14 protein-coding genes are annotated in these 18,545 nt (G+C 51.9%); 4 read left to right on the top strand and 10 right to left on the bottom strand.

Going from position 1 to position 18,545, the window contains the following annotated elements:
• Window positions 1–19: 19 nt before the first annotated feature.
• From SH302x_RS26360 to SH302x_RS26340, 5 genes are all read right to left on the bottom strand, one after another.
• A complete protein-coding gene (locus SH302x_RS26360) occupies window positions 20–505 on the bottom strand; it encodes an ExbD/TolR family protein (RefSeq protein WP_479366061.1) in 486 nt (161 codons plus the stop codon).
• A 9-nt stretch (window positions 506–514) separates the two neighbouring features.
• Window positions 515–958, bottom strand: a complete 444-nt coding sequence (locus tag SH302x_RS26355; RefSeq protein ID WP_479366060.1) for an ExbD/TolR family protein — start codon at window positions 956–958, stop codon at window positions 515–517.
• A gap of 24 nt (window positions 959–982) precedes the next feature.
• Window positions 983–1,744 carry a MotA/TolQ/ExbB proton channel family protein gene (locus SH302x_RS26350; protein ID WP_479366059.1) on the bottom strand — a complete coding sequence of 254 codons (762 nt, stop codon included), beginning with the start codon at window positions 1,742–1,744 and terminating at the stop codon, window positions 983–985.
• 103 nt (window positions 1,745–1,847) lie between these two features.
• Window positions 1,848–2,909, bottom strand: a complete 1,062-nt coding sequence (locus SH302x_RS26345) for a tetratricopeptide repeat protein (RefSeq protein WP_479366058.1) — start codon at window positions 2,907–2,909, stop codon at window positions 1,848–1,850.
• 79 nt (window positions 2,910–2,988) lie between these two features.
• The gene (locus SH302x_RS26340; RefSeq protein WP_479366057.1) at window positions 2,989–6,147 is read right to left on the bottom strand and encodes a hypothetical protein; all 3,159 of its coding nucleotides are present in this window, start codon (window positions 6,145–6,147) and stop codon (window positions 2,989–2,991) included.
• Between the two features lie 167 nt (window positions 6,148–6,314).
• Here SH302x_RS26340 and SH302x_RS26335 point away from each other — a divergent pair, with 167 nt between their 5' ends.
• Window positions 6,315–8,975, top strand: coding sequence for a hypothetical protein (locus SH302x_RS26335; protein WP_479366056.1), 2,661 nt, complete (start codon window positions 6,315–6,317; stop codon window positions 8,973–8,975).
• 55 nt (window positions 8,976–9,030) lie between these two features.
• Here SH302x_RS26335 and SH302x_RS26330 read toward each other — a convergent pair whose 3' ends face one another.
• Window positions 9,031–10,242, bottom strand: a complete 1,212-nt coding sequence (locus SH302x_RS26330; RefSeq protein WP_479366054.1) for a DUF1559 family PulG-like putative transporter — start codon at window positions 10,240–10,242, stop codon at window positions 9,031–9,033.
• Between the two features lie 255 nt (window positions 10,243–10,497).
• Window positions 10,498–10,791, bottom strand: coding sequence for a membrane or secreted protein (locus tag SH302x_RS26325; RefSeq protein ID WP_479366053.1), 294 nt, complete (start codon window positions 10,789–10,791; stop codon window positions 10,498–10,500).
• A gap of 592 nt (window positions 10,792–11,383) precedes the next feature.
• Between SH302x_RS26325 and SH302x_RS26320 the strand changes: the two genes are divergently transcribed.
• Window positions 11,384–12,676, top strand: coding sequence for an outer membrane beta-barrel protein (locus tag SH302x_RS26320; protein WP_479366052.1), 1,293 nt, complete (start codon window positions 11,384–11,386; stop codon window positions 12,674–12,676).
• A 317-nt stretch (window positions 12,677–12,993) separates the two neighbouring features.
• Here the strand turns inward: SH302x_RS26320 and SH302x_RS26315 are convergent, their stop codons facing one another.
• Complete coding sequence (locus tag SH302x_RS26315; protein ID WP_479366051.1) at window positions 12,994–13,488, bottom strand: hypothetical protein; 495 nt, start codon at window positions 13,486–13,488, stop codon at window positions 12,994–12,996.
• A gap of 152 nt (window positions 13,489–13,640) precedes the next feature.
• On the opposite strand from SH302x_RS26315, the gene SH302x_RS26310 reads away from it, so the two are divergent.
• Window positions 13,641–14,513 carry a prephenate dehydrogenase gene (locus SH302x_RS26310; RefSeq protein ID WP_479366049.1) on the top strand — a complete coding sequence of 291 codons (873 nt, stop codon included), beginning with the start codon at window positions 13,641–13,643 and terminating at the stop codon, window positions 14,511–14,513.
• 4 nt (window positions 14,514–14,517) lie between these two features.
• Here the strand turns inward: SH302x_RS26310 and SH302x_RS26305 are convergent, their stop codons facing one another.
• Window positions 14,518–15,888, bottom strand: a complete 1,371-nt coding sequence (locus tag SH302x_RS26305; protein ID WP_479366048.1) for a sigma-54-dependent transcriptional regulator — start codon at window positions 15,886–15,888, stop codon at window positions 14,518–14,520.
• A gap of 19 nt (window positions 15,889–15,907) precedes the next feature.
• Window positions 15,908–17,434, bottom strand: a complete 1,527-nt coding sequence (locus tag SH302x_RS26300; protein WP_479366047.1) for a PAS domain S-box protein — start codon at window positions 17,432–17,434, stop codon at window positions 15,908–15,910.
• A gap of 551 nt (window positions 17,435–17,985) precedes the next feature.
• Here SH302x_RS26300 and SH302x_RS26295 point away from each other — a divergent pair.
• A complete protein-coding gene (locus tag SH302x_RS26295; RefSeq protein WP_479366046.1) occupies window positions 17,986–18,342 on the top strand; it encodes a hypothetical protein in 357 nt (118 codons plus the stop codon).
• Window positions 18,343–18,545: the final 203 nt, after the last annotated feature.

Below are 18,545 nucleotides of genomic sequence, written 5' to 3'. Positions count from 1 at the left end.
CTTGGCGTGTAGATAGATGCTACTTGCGAGGCGGAGCGAACTTGATACGTTCCACCAATCGGACAACTTCGCTGTTGCTATCGCGGTAGCCCGTCACCGCGGTGATCGAAGCAATGACATACTCATATCGTAAGTTGTAGTCGAGATCGATTTCGACTTCAGGGCCATCAGAACCGCTAGGGCCAGTCGCACCGCCGGTCAACTGCAAGATGTAGCCACGGAGGGCGTCGAAGTCGTTGCCAAATGACCGGTTGTCATTAACCGTGATATCGACCAATTCTCCGTCGCTGTTGGCCTTGAGACGCAACTTGATCGGCAAATCCATATTCTCGTCAGGAGCACCACTGCCCGTGTTCGCCAGTGGCATTCGGATGCTAAAGTCGCCTTCCTGGGCTGCAATTTTGAACGTCATCACGAAGAAGATCAACAGCAAGAACACAACATCGATCATCGATGTTAGTTGTAGTTCTGCTCGATCGTTGCCGGATTTATTTCTAAATTTCATAATCTCAAACTAACTGGGATCTTCTTCTTTGACACGTAACGCAAACGCTTCGAAGCCAGCTTCTTGGCATTTGGTGATTAGGTCTTGGACTGTACCGCCAGACGCATTCTTGTGAGCTCGGATGATCACGTTTCCATCTTTAGCTTCTTTGCCTTCTGATCGCAGCACAGCGACTTCGTTATTGAGCAGCGGCCGAATCGCTTCGACGGTTGTCGTGTTGGCTCCCATATAAATGGTGCCATTGGTGTCCAGGTTGATCACGATGGGGAACGTGACCTTACCCTCGGCAGGTTTGGCTAACTCGCTTTGGGGCAACGAAACCTTTTGGTTTTGTTCATCAACAGAAAAATTAACCAGCACCATGAAGAACGCGATCAACTGAAACACCATGTCAATCATGGGTGTCATATCGGCTTCGGCAATTTCGCTGGATATTCTATTCTTCAGTCGCATGGCGGCAACTTCTTGTTAGGACGATTAACGAACAACTTCGGAGAATCGATCCAACATCGCTTCGCCTTCATTGCCGGCAGCCGCAATCATTCGCTGGAGTCTGGTCTTCAAAAGATTGTAGGCAACGATAGCGGGGATCGCTAGGATCAAACCAACCATTGTGGTGTATAGAGCTGTTTGGATACCGCCAGCCAACTCGGACGGTTTCGGCGTTTGCTGGCTGCTGGCAATCTTACCGAAGGAGATAATCATCCCGTTTACGGTACCCAATAGTCCAACCATCGGAGCGATGTTGCCGATCAGCGCGAGGTAGCCCAGCTTGTGCTCCAGCTTCATTGTCTCGTCTTCGCCGACGACCTGCATGGCTTCCATGGCTTGTGGACGACCTACCGACAATTTCGTCAAGCCAGCGCTAACGATTTGTCCCAAGAACGATTCGTCGGCTCGTACTAGGTCAACAGCGGCCTGTGGATCGCCCGCTTGTAAACTTTCATCAACTCCCTGAATCAAATCGGTCGGTACGAAGCTAGCCCTGCGCACCGCGAGGATGCCCATGACCAGTAGTGCAACCAGTAGGAACGACATGATCAAGAATGCGAAGAAGTAGATTGGTCCAAGGTTCTTGTAGAAAGCGAACAGAACGTTTTCTTCGGTGGCAGTTGGTGCCGACTCAGTCCCGTCTTGGCCAAAAACAGTGGGAGTGTAGAGCAACCACCCGGCGGTAAGAGCAGAAAAAGCAGCAGTAAGATTCTTAAACTTTGATCGTAGGCTCGTGAAGTCGGGCATTATGCCTCCCGTGGACTGAAAGATACTCGTTGCTATCGGACAGCAACGTTATACAAAAATAATCTAAACTAGGTTGCAGGTCGAAGAAATTGCTACGGTTTGGTCATTTCTTTGCCCAGATGCTGCCGCCATATTGTTCCTTGAGACGCGTTCGGGCGTCGACCGCTCGCTGCGGATCGCCCGTCTGCTCCCACAATCGTCCCAGGTGATACAAAGCTTCCGCATGTTTCTCGGCATCGCTGGAAAACATTAAATCGGTATGAAGATAGGCTAGTTTGGCATTGTTCGGTTCGGACAGCGCCAAATGAGCTTCCCCTAACGTGTTGTAGATGTTTGCAAATAGTGATGTGTCCGCAGAGTCGCTGGCTTCGGCAAGTTTCAAAAGCTGATTGACCGCGCCCTTAGCATCACCTTTGGCGATGTCAGTTCGAATGACAGCCACGGTGGCTAGCTTCTGGAAGCGTTGACCAATCGGATCCGTAGCAGTTAACGACTTGGCTTTTTCAAATTCTGCTTTTGCTTCGTCAGGCTTCCCCTCGGCCAGCGCGACCGTTCCTACAAGGTAAGCACTTTTTAATTTGTACTCGGGAAAAGGGGCGTTTGCGATCGCAGAATAATATTTCTTTGCATCAGCATAAGAGTTCATCGAGGTCGCCAGAGAGCCAACGATTTCGCACAAAGTGTAGAAGTGATGCGACTTAGGATTGGCTCGCGCATAAGCCAGCAGTCCAGCGGCTGGCTGGTTGGGGCTGCCTTTGCCTGCCAGAGCTAATTGTCCCGCAATCGCCGAGCGGTAAAACAAGTAATCTTGTTGAAGATTGGGCGAGCCCAACGACTTAGGATCGACCGACTTCAATTCCTCTTCGGCTTGTTCCCATTGTTTCTGCGATGCAAACTCTTTGGCACGGGTGAAACTGCTGGGCTCGCCGTCGAATGAAACACGCAACACACTGTTGGTCGCGACGTTCTGGGGCTTGCCACGAACACTGATGACAATTTCGTCCTGCGATAAACTGGAAATCTCGCCACTGAGCGTTGTCCCAGCGGTTTGATAAATCTTGTCTTGCCCGATAGCGGAAAGGGAGCAGACCAACACACCTGAAAGCATCGTGAAGGTCTTTAGCCACGCTAGGCCATGTAGAAGAGAGATTGCTCGAGATACCATAACCGATGTCCGTCTATTTGCTTGTTGTTGTTAAGTGGTTTTAAACGATGGAGTTAACTTGGTCACAAGGAGAGCTTGTTTAATTGCCAAACGCTTTTAGACCAACTGGTTCTTGCTTGAGTTCAGTTTGGATGCTTCGCGTCAGGTCATCGTACTTTTTCATGATTGATTCATCGCCGCCAAGTTCAGGATAGTTGATGATGGTCGATCGCACGTCGCCCAAAGCAGTTTCGAACAGCTTGACCCGCTTGCCAGCGTCGCCTTCGATCCTCGCCAGCTTCGTACGACAAACGGCCAGTTGATAGCGAGCTTCAAAAAAGTAGGGCTTCAACGACTCCTGCTTGCTCATGCTCTGCGACAGCAGAATCGATATTTGTCCCCAACCCCATATCAGATTCTTACCCTTCTTGTTCGGATCGGGTTCAGACCCGGAGATCGCCTTTTTCAAAAGTTCTGCATCGCGGTCCTGCGACCACAGTTGAAAATTCATGGCGGCATCGATCTGGGCAAGCAGCATCATGCTGTTACCTTTGAGGATCGATGAATAAATCTCAGCAGCCTCAGCATATTTTGCGTTGGCTGTATAGGTGCGGGCTAGAAGGTACTGCAAGTCTTCCAGCTTGCGATTGCCAGACTTCAGGACTTCGGGATTGGATTTTGCTAGTCCGATCAATTTGGTAAAGCCCTTCTCTGCGGAAGCATTCAATTCATCCGAGAGGGTTTTAAGCCCTGGCTGCTGGCCAACCGTCGAGCCCAATTCGCTGAGAACCGCAGCCGACCATTCGAGCATACCAGGCTCAGCAGAGACATCGATCAATTGTGCGAGCAACACTTTGAGGCTCGACCCCAACTTCTGCTTTTCATCGTTCGATTTCTTATCTGCAAGCTGCGCTTTTAAATCGTTTGCCAGAACGATCAGCGCGTTGGTAAGCAGAACTTTGTTCTCCGGACTTTCAGCAGCTACTTTTTGCATGCTTCCAACGATCGCTTCCACTCTCGCTGGATTTAAGGACTGACCACTGGCGATTGCTTGTGTCACCTCAGCTTGCAAGCCTAGACGCAACACTTCCATTCGAACCATGGGTCGTAAGGGCAAGGATTCCGATTCAATAACGGTAAGTGGTCCGGTGGATGATTGGTTAAGTGTTTGCATGGCTGCGTCAACATCATTCTTTTGCAAATGGATCGCCGCTAATGCAAATCCCGCTTCAACAGCGCGTTCATCGAGGCTTTCTTTGGCAAGACCCGATAAGCCGCTTTTCAGCAAACCTTCCGCTCGATCGCGGATCGAGATCAACTGTTCGGAATCGACGGCTTGCCCTTCCTTCCTCGCCGCTTCGGTCGCTTGAAGATACTGCGTGTAGAAGATGTAGCCGATGTCGCGTTCGATTTGCGTTTTCTTGTTAGGGCTCTTCACAAAGGCCAAGGCGGCGACAGCATCGTCCCAACGGCGATCTTCCAACGCGGATTTCAGTAGAGCTGAAGCAGCGGCTTCGGCGGCTTCAGCTTCCGGCCAGACGTCTAACATGAAGCTTGCGAACTGCTGCAACGCTTCGGTAGGCTTGCCAAGTTCGTCTCCCGTCGTCATCAACTGTTGATACGAGGCAATCGCAATTTGAGCGGCATTCAAACCTTGAGGCGTCCCGCGATTGGTCCTGGCCGTCAAATCACCAACGACCGCAGCGTCGCTGTAGCGTTCATCGTTATAAAGCAAGAAAGCCAGTCGAAACCGAGCGGTAGCCAGATCCTGACGTGAATCTTCAGCGACGTTGAACAGTTGCAGCGATCGCTGATAAAGCTGAACGGCCTGATTGCGGAGATTCGACGAATTAGCATTCAGCTTTTCTAGCTGGGATGAAATCTGCGTTTTGTCTTGCGTGTTGTCTTGGAGTTGCGTCTCAAGAATCTGCGCCGTCAATTTGTCTTGCTGCCAACGATCCACCCGGTCATTGGCTTCCTTGTAAGCTTCCGCAAAAGTTCGTACGCGAGGCAGCTTCACATCTTGAGGAGCTTGCACTTCGATGCCAAATCCAGCGAGCAGCTCTCGAGACTTCGCTCCGACAGGCGTTTGCAGTCGAGCGAGCTTTTGAAGTTCCGTCCGCAGGTCGCGAGTGAGTACCTTTGCTTTGGACTCCGATTTCGGATCATTCTTTAGGACATCCAGCCAAGCGTTCTTGGCTTCTAGAATAGCCAATTGCAAGTCCTGCCAATCGGGAGTCTCCTTTTCGGATTGTTGCTGACTTGCCAGCAACATATCCCCTTTCTGGATGGCTGCTTCATACTTGCCTTCGGTCTTGGTCGCCAGCAGTCGAATGAGCGATGCGGTTGCTTGCACGCGCATGGCACGAAAGACACCACCCTCGGTTTGATCAGCGACTCGCAATAGACTGTCAGTCGCTTCCGCAGTCTTTTTCAGCATCGCTTGGGTTTGGCCGCGATACAGTACGCTGAGAAAATAGGTGCCGGGCTCGGTTGTCCGCGATGCCTTGGAGCTCACTTCATTAAATTGGCTTTCGGCCTTTTCCAACCAAGCGGTGCGTTCTTTTGCATCTTCAGGATACGTTTCGGCCACCAACTTGCGAGCCATCCCAATCATGATTTGCGATTTTCGGTACTCGCCCTTCATGTACTCGCGACGGTCAATAGCCGCGGTGTCGGACGGATCGATTTTGGCGCCGATCATTTTATTCAGTTCGGGGCTGATCTCTTTCACGCCTTCGTCAAAAAGTTTTTCTGCTTCCTGAAACGCAGCACGAGACTTTTGACGCAAGGAATCTTTCTCGGTCTCTTGTGCGGTGCGCGAGATCAAATCCATTGAACTTTGGCCTTGCTGGATATACAAGTCCGCCAGCTTGACTCGTATCTCACCTCGTCGAGGATGGGCGGGCTGATCTGCAAGAAATGACTTGTACCCTTGTTGCAGCTCCGCAACACGTTCATCGCGTTTCTGTTGGGAAGCAAGGCTTGGCAACTCGCTCTGCATGACCTCCAATTTGGTCAAAGAATAGTCTTTGTTCAGACGTTCGGGCAATAAGTTGCGTGACCTAAGATATTCCAAATAATCGGCCGCCAAGCTATGCAAACGTTCTTCCTGCAGGCGAACGAGAAACCGCTCGACCGGAATATCCGCATGTGCCGAACCACCAGAAATGCCAAACCCAGCGGTGCAACCCAATAAAAGTAACGCCAGGAATCTATTGCAAGAGATTGGATTGTGATGGAAACTGCGATAGTTCATGATCGTAGCCTTTCGTCGGTTAACAATGCGTTCGTCAAAAGTATAACACGAACTTGCTCGAAAATAATCCATTAAGCGATCGCAAGTTTCAGTCTACTTCATGAGTTGGGATCGTTCACTCATTTCACGGTTTATTCATTTCACTTCGTGACCCTAAGGATTTACCCGTGCGACTTTCTCGAGATCGATGGTACTCCGCTGACAGACAGCGCGAATTAGGCCGAAAAGCGTACACGCAATCCCACGGATCGCGAAAAATAGTCGGACTAGTCCTGCTGCTCTTCCTGGTGATGATGTGCATGCAACAGTTGAACGATCCGAAGAAATACGAGCCAGCATTCAAGGCTATCGGTCTCGCACCCGCAGAATCCAAACCACCCGCAGATCCCACACTGGAATCGACACTTCCAGCCGCAATGGCACCTGACGAACTGGTTGCTGCCGAATTGGATCTGGGCGAGCAAGTCGAATTGGCACGCCTTTGGCACGCTTTGCTTCAGGCGGCTAGCCGAGATGAACTCAAGGAGCTAGCCATCGCTTATTTTCCGGAAGCACTTCCAGCGGAGCCGCAAAGCAATAACCTGTCAGGAGCCAACTCCGACCCAAACGAGCCGACGCCCCAAAACGAACTCAGCGATTTTCACGCTCGTATCGATTCGCAATTGGCCGACTGGCAGTTGGCCATTGATCGCTTGAATTCCGAAGCCAGTGGCCCGGAACCTTCGAACGTCGATCTTTCCAACGGAAACGACGGGTCGATTATTGCTCGATTCGCGAAGGAATGGGAACTGTTTCGCGAGTCTGGCTCGGACAGGATTTCGCCAGATTCGACTCTCGCGCCAGCCCTTTCTATGGCTCTGGATCGTGTTCTACTGGATCGCTTTATCGATGCCGCTACCTGGCGCAGCCAAGAATCACTCCCCTTTGCACGAGCTATCCAGCGGGGCCAGAAGGCGCTCTCCATTCTCACCGATACCGGCGCTGGCCAAAGTGATATCTATCGATACCTACCATTGATCGACGTCCCTTTGCTGACCAAGCAGGCAAGCTCTTTGCGAGGACGTTTGGTCAAACTGCGAGGGTCCATCGCGCGCGCCGACGATGCACTCGTCACGAAGAAAACGGTGCTGGGGCAGTTCGATTATCACGTCTTATGGATCAAGCCCGAGCAAGTGGGCAGCACTCCGATCTGTTTATATATGCCTACGATCACAAACCAAGCCAAACGGGAGTGGTCGCCGCAAAGCGAAACAATGTACGAGTTCGCAGCGTTCCCCATCAAACGGCTCGCCTATAAATCAGTCGGCGGTATCGAGGTCGCTCCAGTCTTGATTGCCGTCGACCACCGCGCTATAGCAGAGGCTCCTGCTGGTGCGCAGGCCACCGCCGCATCGAACGTCGCTAAAGTCAGGGAGGCGTTGGTCCGTTTTGAGCCTAATTTCTTCTTGCCACCATCCACCTACGATTGGCAATCCCCAGACCGCCAATTGGCGATCCAGGAAGCACTGGACCTGCTGGTGACTGGGCCGCTGCAAGCATGGCTGGATTTGTCAGGCAACCTACCGCAGGGGGAGATCGCACCGCCGGCGGAGATCGCACCGCTTGACGACGATTCAGCGATTCGACCAATGGTCCAACTACTGCTGGGTATCCAACGCAGCAAATCGAGTCTGCTGGATTTGAGTGCGGCACCAAGCTTGAAACTGGTTTCAGGGGCGACAATCAAGAAAGAACCGATCTTGGTCCATGCGGCAGAGGCGATCGAGCTGTCGCCAAAGCTCGCAGATAGTACTCAACTGCAACGCATCTATCGTTTGAGTATCACGACGGGCGCAGCGGCCGAAACGCTAACATCTGGCACTGGAAACGCGGTGGCCTATGTGGCATCGTTGCCTAAAGCTTGGGAAAACCAGAAGGAATTGATGCAAGCAGGCCAGATCTTCGGTGTGGAAGTGAACGATCCGCGGAGCACTTCCGAGTTGCCAATCTGGTTCGCTGATAAGGTTGACTGGGTGCTTCCGCCCAACACAACGCCGCAGCAGCTTTCACAGTTGCAGCCGGCCATCGATGCAAAACTGCAGGGCCTAGCATCCGCTGGCTTCGATTTGTCACTGTTGGATGGTGCCAGCCAACTGCAAAAGACGTCGTTGCAAGCGGGCGAAGGCCCAGCGTTTTTTGGACTCATGCATGCGGTGCATAAACAACCCACTGTGGGATCGTCGGCAGGGTCGATCGTTGACTGCCTGCAACAACCCGCCGCCAACACCGGCGTCCTGGTCCAAGGCCAAGCCAGAACGGTGCGAATTACACGCATCAGCGTTGACTCCAAAGCGTCCAGAGGGCACTTGGGTGCAGACCATTACTATGAAATCAATGCGCTGTGTGATATCGGAAAACGATCGATCAAGCTGGTTGCGCGACCCGGAGACGAACCGCTAGTCTTCGATGGCGAGTTCCCAACCACAATCGTACTGCGCGAACTGCCGCCGTTTTTGCTGCCAGATCAAGCCAGCAACCTTACCAGCGATGAAACGTCGGAAACGTGGTATACCAGTGCTCCTATTGAATTCACCGGAAGATTCTACCGGCTATGGAGCTATGAGACTCAGCAGACGGCCCAACGAAGCGACTCGCCGGTCCGACAAGTCTCACCCTTGGTGGTTGGCCAGTCCTTGCGATACATGGCGGCCAAGCCCGATTACTTGTCTACGCGAATCATAGGCTTTACGTTTGGCATCATTGGTATGATGGTCATTCTGGCAATTGGGATCGCGAGGATGCTGACTCAATATCGAAAGCTGCAAAAGAAAAACGCTCGCCGCAATTAAGGTTGCAACGAGCGTCGGAACGGTTTTTTACGCCTTAGACTGATAAAAACGCAGGCTATTCAAAAGGCAACTGCGCCGGTTGGCGTTTTTCGGCACGCGTAACGATAAATCGCAAGGTGGCCGGATCAATGCTTTCGGAGACAAATTGAGTGCTACCATCGACTAAGACAACGTTGACGCCACCGGTATGAAAGGAAAATGCTTCTTGGTTATTACCGCAGTTATGGTGTGACCAAGGACAATTGCCTTCGTTATAGTTTGCCGAGCCATCGCTTTTGCCACCCAAGGGATTCTTTGCATTATTGATAAGTGCTGGAGGCACGGTTCCGGCGGGCATGTCTTGACCATTGATACCGATTGCGGCTGCATTGGAATCAGCCCAGCGATGAACGCTATAGTGACGCAGCGAGGTATTGCCTTCGGCTGGCATTGCTCCCCATACATCGGCCGCTGTAATTCCGCCTCCCACCTGCAATGCGGCAGTAGGACTCACTCGGCTGTTAATGTTCGCCGATTGGGTAAGGTTGCGCCAACCCTGGTCTACATGTGCACGACCAGCGTCCTCGATAAAGAGAATTGTGTTGCTGGCCCCATCCACAATGTTGGATGACGGACTAGTAAACAACCCCAAGGCCCCTTCTTGCGTCGATGCAGGATATCGGGCACCCGCCGTCGGTGCGCCCGCTATGTAGGCCGGGCCTGGCGAAATGTCCGTGTAGGCGGTCGCTGCGTAGTCCGTACTTCCATAGAAAAATGGGTCACGCATATTAACGATAGGGTTGGATGGGCAGCGAAGCAGCTTAAGGTCGGTAGTGGCAGTGCCAACATTTCCGAATCGACGATCCTGTGTGCCGCTTGCATTCAAGCTTGCTCGGAGATCCATGTACTCGAAATCAAAGTTGTATTGGTCGTACAGTCCTGCTTGATCCAGATAAGGAAGGACTGCGAGGAACACACTAGGTGACGTCTCGAATCGAGAGCCAGAGGCGAACCGCCCCGCCATAATGAATGAAGGTTCGTTGGCAGCAAAACGGGCGCGGTCAATACCTTTACCAGCCGGCGGCAGCACGCGGTAGGTAGTCTCGTAGCCTTTCACGGCGATCCCGAGTTGCCGCATGTTGCTCGAACAGGTCAAGCGGCGGGCGGATTCGCGGGCACCATTGATGGCCGGTAACAGAAGACCGGCTAACACGCCGATGATCGCGATGACCACCAGCAGTTCCACCAACGTAAAACCGCGTTGATTATTAAATTTGTTGTGCGACATACGCCCTTGCTCCTTGTTGGGAACTCGATGAGAAAATGTACGGGACTTTGTGCGGGGACGCAGCTACTAAAACTTATAGGTCACAACCTGGACGCGGGCTACCGTGGCGAAGCCGTCAAGATCCGAAAACGCTGTGTGGACTATTGTGCGCCTGCTCGAACCGCCAATTATACTCAGCGGCATGCTAGAAAGCGACCCTTGTTTCGCAACAAAGTGCAATAAGGTGACAATCGGGCCCAAAAAAAACGCTAGATTTTAATAATTTGGATACTGAGTCCAAGGACTCTTGGGCGTGGCCTTCATTTCATTACGCATCGGCTCGGAAAGTGGATTGGTGAATCCACGAGGTCTGGCACCCACGATTTCAGGACCAGTGTCGTTCATCGGAAATGGGTCGTAAACAGTCGCCCGGGTCTTTTGATCTTCCAGTGTCCCCTGCCCTTGGGGGCTGCCGCCCCATCGCAAAAACGAGGAATTGCCGCTCTTGCAACCATTTGCAAAGGCACAGCACACTGTGAGTAATGCTAATAGAGGAAGAGTGGTCCGCATGAGTTGAATCCTTTCGGGCGCTTGATTCGCAAGATGCCAGACCGACCTACATGTCAGACTAAATTGCATCGAGGCTGGCATCGGGCTGGATGCCATTTAGTTTTGCTGTCATTGACAACATCGGTTGCGTTGCCAACCCAGCTTCAGCCCGGGAGCAACTCAATCCGCTACGTTTTAGGATGTTCGCCATACAGACCACAAGATTGGTTCGGCTGACGCATCAAGAAGCCAATTAAGGGAGCGGCGGTAGTTGACGGGCGGCGAACAGGGTGTGTGATCAGCCGCAGGGTCTGCGCCAGCGTTAAAGTTTACCCAGTCCATCGGTCTTGGGTGACCGGAACAACAGGATTGCTGGAAACTCCCGTCATTTTTATGAGGCCACTTCCCCGATACTAACACCTGAAACGCGTCCATGGATGGATGGGCTTTAGCTTCTTAGCACGCTGAACGGTTCTGAACGGTTCAAATGGCACGGATGCAACGCACTATCTATGAGTACGCAGATAATCCATGGCACGGCTAGATAGTTTGTTTGTCGGCCGAGTTGCCACTACCCGAGCGTTCAAGTAGTTCAGGATAGGAGTTCCAGAACATGAAAATTGGCAAATTAGCGCTTAGTGCATTGATAGCAAGCGCTTGCTTTGCGGGTTCGGCATTTGGCCAACAAGGCCGTAGCCCGTATCAAACTGTATCTTTTAGCGAATCGTGTGGATGTGCACCAGCAGCATCTGCATCTTCGTGCGACATTGGCTGTGACTCAGGCTGTGACAGCTTGGGTTGTGGAAGTGGCCTTGGCCTTGGACTGCTTGGCGGTCTGGGCGATTGCTGCCTCGGAGAGCCTTGGAAGTTGTGCGATGGCGGCATTTGCGGTTGGGATATCGGTGGCTGGACAGCCGTCGGTTACCACACTGCACGCACCGCACAATTCGATACTTATGATGGACGAGTTCAACTCGCTCAACAATGGTTGTATGCTGAGAAAATAGCTGACGGTAGCTGTGGTCTTGGCTTCGGTGGACGCGTTGACTACCTATATGGTACCGATGCTCCTGACACCCAAGCTTTCGGCGTTGACAACGGTCACTGGGACACTGGTTGGGACAATGGCAGCCAATACGGTCATGCCATGCCCCAAGCTTACGGTGAAGTTGCTTATGGCAACCTGTCCGCTAAGGTTGGTAAGTTCTTTACCATCATTGGTAACGAAGTTGTTGCTGCTACCGGTAACTTCTTCTATAGCCGCCAGTTCACATTCTATAACGCAGAGCCATTCACCCACACCGGTGTTTTGACTAACTACCAAATCGACGACGATACCAACATTTGGAATGGTTGGGTTACAGGTTGGGATAGTGGTTTCGAAGACAATGGTGACGCTTACATCGGTGGATTCGGTCGCACACTGAACGACTACCAATCGTTGATTTTCACGACTGCTTTGGGTCGCTTCAACGATCGTGGTGGCGTTGCTGAGCGTGGCGAGATCTTTAGCTGGATTTTGACAACCAGCGTGACCGATCGCTTGACGCATATCGTCCAAACGGACTATCTGAACGCAGCCGATCCTTTGAATCCTAACGGTGGTCGTAACACCTACGGTAACATCAACTACTTGATTTATAACTTGAGCGATTGCTTGGCATTCGGTCAACGTTTCGAGTACTTCAATGTTACCAACGGCGATACTCGTGCTGCAGGTATTCGAAATGCCGATACCTACAACTACACCATTGGTTTCAACTATCGTCCTCATGCGAACATCGTATGGCGACCTGAAATGCGATTCATTTGGGACCGCGAGCGAATCGGCTTGATCGAGCAAAACAACGGTGCAGACCGCAGCTCGTACGCTGTGTTCGGCAACGACATCGTCTTCAGCTACTAAGCTGACGACATGACGACTCAGGACTACTTGAAGTTGTCACCATCAACAGCATCCCATACGAATCAGGCTGGCATCCCGCAGCCAGCCTGATTCCGATGCAACACTAAGGAAAACTTAGCCTTGGCTAAGTAGGCGAACTCCTGGGTAGAACATAGAACCCGCTTGACTAACTGCTTGCAGTTACCAAGCGGGTTTTTCTATTGGAGCAAGCTCTACTGGGATACCTAGAGCCTAGCCCAAAACTCTCAACGGGCTAGAAGCCCATTCTACAAACGGGCTAGAAGCCCATTCTACTTCTCGGGTTTCGGGACAGACTCTTACTCTTGCCCAGCGATCGGTTCGACCCACAGCTCTTCGATATCTGGCTTGTAGACATATTGCATGCCCTCGGGAAGTTTGGGCAATTGCAAATTGTTCGCACGCACAATCTTGCTCATGTACTCCTCGTGCGTCGCAGGACCTTTGCCAAAGTTGTCTTGCGCTTTGTATAACTTAAGTGCATAGGGTAGCTGGTTCTCGAAGATGACTTTTTCTTTGACGTCAAAGTACGCGCGGGCCGAACTGGTGACCATCTTGGCGGCAATCGAGTCATCTGCGCGCATGGCCGAACCTTGCTTGCCGACCCCGACCCCGGCTTTTTGAGCTTCCATCGGCGCTGCGATTGGTTCTGCGGCTGGCGCGGGCGGGTCGTTCGAGGTCGAAGTATCGCAACCGCTGAGCATCAAGCTCGCGATGCAAGTTCCAATCACAAAATTCAACGTCAAGCGACGCATAATCGATTCACCTATATTCAGGACCCGTGGCTTCCTCATCCCAATGACACTTCTTCCAATTATAACAGGTTGTCGCTAAAAAGCTGCCTGCCGAATCTGGTGGACACGCTTTATACTTAAGAAGCTTTGAACGGCTAGCGTTGGTTCGTCATGGCTCGCTTCCTTTGATTTTCACCTACTTGTACCTCAACATGACGACTCAGACCACTTGGAAGAACGTTTGCATCCTGGGCGTAGGGCTCTTAGGTGGCTCAATCGCTAAAGCGCTCAAAGCTAGGGGTTTGGCGGAATCGGTCTGCGGTTGGGGAAGATCGTCCGAAAAATTGGAGAAAGCCGCACAGCTCCATATCATCGATCGTTTTTCCTGCGATTTGGCCCAGGCCGCACACGGTTGCGACTTGGTAATAGCAGCCACTCCAGTGCAGCACATCGTCCAAACGTTGGCAGCAGTGGAAGCCTGCGTCTCCCCAACCTGCCTAATGGTCGATGTGGGCAGTACCAAACAAGCGATCGCGGTTAGCTCCGAAACACATGCTTTCGCCCCGATGTTTTGCCCCAGTCACCCGATCGCGGGAGGTGAAAAAGCAGGAGCAGAGTTTTCCACCGCCGATCTGTTTGTCAATCGTTGCACGGTGCTGACGCCTTCGCAACGGACTTTGCCAGAAACAACTCGTCGAGCAGCTTGCTTTTGGAAGTCTATCGGCTCAAACGTCGTCGAGATGACTCCACCACAGCATGACGCGGCTCTCGCCATTACCAGCCATGTGCCGCATTTGGTGGCTTCGCTGCTTGCAGCCAATACGCCTCAAGCGTTGTTGCCTCTGGTCGGAACGGGCTGGTCGGATACGACGCGCGTGGCCGCAGGCGACACTGTGTTGTGGCGACAAATTGTCGAGGAGAATGTCGCCAACATACTGCCGGTCCTGAAGTCGTTATCGGCCGCCTGCCACGCTACGCTGACACAATTGGAGCAAGGAGATTTTGATGCGATCGAGCAGATGCTGAGGAATGGAAAGTTGGTTCGCGATAGCTACTTGCCCAACCGCAAATCCGCTGAAGCGTGAGCACTCAACGGTATTCAGCAGCGGACAATCCTAAACGGTTCAACGCTTTGTGCAATCCTTGCCGCGTCATCTTCGCTTCTCTTGCGGCCTTGGCTACATTGCCTCGATTTCGCTTCATCAATTCTTCTAGATATCCTTTTTCGTGGACGGTTTGAAAGTCATGCATCGAAACATTGGCTGGGCCTGAAAACAATGGTAGCGAACCATGGCCCTGGCTTCCTACAGGACTCGCAGCTAACGTCAAAATCGCTCGCACGTCGTGACATGTGATGCGTGAGGAAGAACAGTGGCATACGCATCGCTCGATGGTATTCTGAAGTTCGCGGATGTTTCCTGGCCAAGGATACTGGCAGAGCAGTTCCATCGCGGCTGGTTCAATCTCTGGAATCGCAATCTGATCGCGCGAGGCAACGGTCTGCAGAAAGCAGTTGGTAAGTTGTGGGATATCCTCCGAGCGATCTCGCAAAGGCGGAGAGGTGATTTCTAGAACGGATAGTCGGTAATATAAATCTAAACGAAAAGCCCCGCATTGAACTTCGCTTCGCAGATCGCGATGGGTTGCCGCGAGAATGCGCAAGTCGACTTTCTGCTCCTGCGTCGCTCCGACGGGCACAAAGGTTCCGAACTGCAGCAGGCGCAGCAATTTGGCCTGCATGGTTAAGGGCAACTCGCCAATCTCATCCAAGAACAAGACTCCTTCATTCGCAGACGGTACCAGCCCCACTCGGTCGCGATCCGCGCCCGTAAAAGCGCCTTTCTTGTGGCCAAACAACGTCGCTTCCAACAATGTTTCTGGTATCGAGGTGCAATCCACTACCACAAACGGTTTTTCTGCTCGCCTGCTGTAGCGGTGAATTCCTCTGGCCAGCAACTCTTTTCCAGTGCCGCTCTCACCGCGAATCAACACTGTCGCCTGACTGCGAGCGATGCGGTCCGCTTGTCGCTTTAACTCCTCAACGGCCGCACTGGTGCCTAAGATCTCGGAAAATCGGTCATCGACTTCCATCGAACTTTCCGCAACATTCAACGCTCGCTGAAGTGTGTGCAGTAAATCGTCGAGATCGATCGGTTTGAGCATATAGTCATGAATACCCAACCGTATGCCTTCAATCGCCGTTGGCAGGGATGGTCTGCCGGTTACCACCACGACAGGAATGCTAGGAAATTGATTCCGACAATAAGACAGCAGTTCCAAACTGCGATTGCCTGGCATATCCAAATCGGCGATCACCAGATCAATGTCACCATCGCGCAGGTCTTCTTCAATTCGCAATCCATCCGGTCGACATGTGACGGTGTACTCATGCGATTCAAGGAACTTCGCAGTCGTCATAGCAAACAACGACTCATCGTCGGCCAACAAGACTCGAGGCATAGCGTACTCCGTTACTCTTCTAAGGAGTTTTCTTGATAGGCAAACGAAAAACAAATCGAGCGCCGTTGGTGATTTTAGGATCGGTCTCAACCAAACCTCCTACCGCGCTCGCCAAACTCAAGGAGATCGCTAGACCAAGCCCAGAGCTGGTTCCACCCGCATTAAGCTTTGTGGTTACAAAAGGCTCAAAAATATGAGGCCGAACTTTTGGATCTATTCCCGTTCCAAAGTCGCGAATCCCGATGGCAACATCGCCGTTTTCATCGACGCAAGTTTCCACTAGTACTTGCCCATCCTGGTAGGAAGCTTCACAGGCATTCAAAAGTAGATTATGTAAGATTTGTCGAACTTCTAAATCATGTTGCTCAAGTACCAATTGCCCAGCGTGCTCCAATCGTTCGATGGTGATGTTCTTACTAAACGTCTGCGTTTCCACCATCCGAATTACGTCATCGAGAAGTTCTGTCAGGTCAAAAGATTTCACAGGCGACAATGCAGGATGGCACAATCGATGCATTTGCGAAAGTATGGCAGTGATTCGCTCAAACTCGCGATCGACCAAGCCCAGCAATTCTTGACTGGCGGAACTAAGCTGCTCTCGATCGCGAACCAAGCGCACTGCGTTCTTGATACCGGCCAGTGGATTGTTGACTTCATGAGCAACCGAAGCGGCCATTTGACCAATGGCGGCTAGTTTCTCAATCTGCAGTTTGCGTTGCTCTAGTTCCACAATCTTTTTGGATCGAACCTCGGCCAGTTCCTCCAAGTCGGTCATGTAGTTTCGCAACTGTTCTTCAATCTTCTTTCGATCCTCGATGTCTCGCTTACTCATGCGAAAACCATTTGGTAATCCAAACGAATTCTTCAAGGATTGCCAGGAGACAGCAAACCACTGCGTACGTCCACTTTTACAAACAATGCGAAACTCGACATCGTTGCCAGAGGAACCTGCGCGAGCATCCTCGAGCAGTTGCGCGAACATCGATCGATCGTCTGGAGCCACAATCGAAAGCGGATAAGACTCCATCTGAAAACATTCGTCGACTGAATAGCCAGTTAGGCGCTCGACCGCCGGATTGATCCAGACCGGTTTGCCGTCGTTGTCGATCCATGACTCCCAGTCATATGTGTAATCCGCTACCGCCCGAAACCGCTCATGACTTTCAAGCAGAAGCTGCTCGTTGGCAAAAGCTCGCGTGCCATCCAAAATGAACTTGCATATCAGATGATCGTGGTCTAATTCGATCGTAGAAAAGGCGACACTGGCAGCAAATACACTTCCGTCCGATCGTCGGTGCTTGCGATGCCCCGATACTTGGCGAGGCGAATCCTTGGCCGCATGTAAAGCAGCAAATGTCTCGGCCGGTTCCACACTCCAGTTCAAAATGGAAGAACCTAATAGATCCTCCGCGTCGCATTGATACAGCCTCGCTGCCTCAGCGTTATGCGCTATGATCGTTAGATCGCTCAATCGTACGAGCACTAACCCGATCGACGCAGGAGCTTGCATCCATCGCTCAATGGAAATATCTGTTTCAGTTCTCATGCAATCTCCGCCTGACTGCTTTGTATCCGCAAGCCTTACTGTGCTAGCAGTACTTGACTACTAGGACGCCGTTATCGTTAACCACAACAGCTTGTCGCCTAAGCTTCCTTTCGCTTGAAAGCAGCCACTGGTTCGTAGCATTGCTTCGAATTCAGCGGTATTTCACATCAAGCAAGGTATTCAAGCTTTCGAACTCGTTGCGGCCCGCCCACTGTCAACCGAAGTGTCAACTCAAGTTGACAGGTTACGACTGCAGTTTCCGCCTTAACTAGTCCCAAGCGATGGTGGCAAAATTCAAAACACAAACTACGAAAAAACTTCGCTGACGACGTAGCAACAGGAGTTCGCGTTATAGCCTGAATTTCTGAGGCTTTCGCAAGTGATCGTTGACGTTGCGATCAGGATGTTGGCATGCGGAGCGTTGGCTCCAGAACGATTTGGCATTCGCGCTGCATTATAGCAGCGAAGGAGCAAAGAATTGTTTCAGCGGATAATGTCCTCTCCAAGACCGCTTATCCATGTTCGCTTGAACGAAAGAGATGAGGTATAGCATGATGCGTTTACTACTAAGCGCGTTGTTGGTGATTAGTGTTTCGAACTCGCTAGAGGCTCAATCGTCCATGAGAGTTCGCGATCCGATCTCTCGGAAGTTTAGTCCCCAACATGGTTTCTTTGAACGTGTGCCAGCTTCCACACCTACGATGATGTCTTCACGGAATGCGACTCCGCGATCCTATCAGCAGGCTCCGATGCGCGCCTTGACGCCATCGTCACAAGTAGTGGCAGCGCCCGCTCGCGTGTACTCAACACCGGCTCCCATTGTTTCGTCCCCTGCACCGGCAATCGTATCGCCCGCTCCGGTACGCGTCGGCAGTGTGCAAGGAACTCAAAATCAGTATTGCCGCTGATGTTGGTCGAACGCATGGGTAGTTAAATAGATTTGTCCTCGGCAGCCTTCCAGCAAAAGGTTGCCGAGTCGGCTTGCCACCGGCCAGCCAAACAAGGTTCTCTTGATCTGATCACCGCTTGAGAGCCCAATTCCGGACCTACCGAATATCGGTGGCGAAAGAGATTTCTTCAGCATCTCTCTGACAATCTTCAGAGACTCCTT

The organism is Njordella calcicola (genome assembly GCF_056494125.1).
This window is presented reverse-complemented; position numbering and strand designations above follow the sequence as displayed.

What these genes read in the sequence shown, in the direction of transcription:
- SH302x_RS26350 (WP_479366059.1), bottom strand. Translation starts at nt 1,744, where the DNA reads ATGCCCGACTTCACGAGCCTACGATCAAAGTTTAAGAATCTTACTGCT.
- SH302x_RS26330 (WP_479366054.1), bottom strand. Translation starts at nt 10,242, where the DNA reads ATGTCGCACAACAAATTTAATAATCAACGCGGTTTTACGTTGGTGGAA.
- SH302x_RS26345 (WP_479366058.1), bottom strand. Translation starts at nt 2,909, where the DNA reads ATGGTATCTCGAGCAATCTCTCTTCTACATGGCCTAGCGTGGCTAAAG.
- SH302x_RS26325 (WP_479366053.1), bottom strand. Translation starts at nt 10,791, where the DNA reads ATGCGGACCACTCTTCCTCTATTAGCATTACTCACAGTGTGCTGTGCC.
- SH302x_RS26315 (WP_479366051.1), bottom strand. Translation starts at nt 13,488, where the DNA reads ATGAGGAAGCCACGGGTCCTGAATATAGGTGAATCGATTATGCGTCGC.
- SH302x_RS26355 (WP_479366060.1), bottom strand. Translation starts at nt 958, where the DNA reads ATGCGACTGAAGAATAGAATATCCAGCGAAATTGCCGAAGCCGATATG.
- SH302x_RS26295 (WP_479366046.1), top strand. Translation starts at nt 17,986, where the DNA reads ATGATGCGTTTACTACTAAGCGCGTTGTTGGTGATTAGTGTTTCGAAC.
- SH302x_RS26360 (WP_479366061.1), bottom strand. Translation starts at nt 505, where the DNA reads ATGAAATTTAGAAATAAATCCGGCAACGATCGAGCAGAACTACAACTA.
- SH302x_RS26305 (WP_479366048.1), bottom strand. Translation starts at nt 15,888, where the DNA reads ATGCCTCGAGTCTTGTTGGCCGACGATGAGTCGTTGTTTGCTATGACG.
- SH302x_RS26320 (WP_479366052.1), top strand. Translation starts at nt 11,384, where the DNA reads ATGAAAATTGGCAAATTAGCGCTTAGTGCATTGATAGCAAGCGCTTGC.
- SH302x_RS26310 (WP_479366049.1), top strand. Translation starts at nt 13,641, where the DNA reads ATGACGACTCAGACCACTTGGAAGAACGTTTGCATCCTGGGCGTAGGG.
- SH302x_RS26300 (WP_479366047.1), bottom strand. Translation starts at nt 17,434, where the DNA reads ATGAGAACTGAAACAGATATTTCCATTGAGCGATGGATGCAAGCTCCT.
- SH302x_RS26340 (WP_479366057.1), bottom strand. Translation starts at nt 6,147, where the DNA reads ATGAACTATCGCAGTTTCCATCACAATCCAATCTCTTGCAATAGATTC.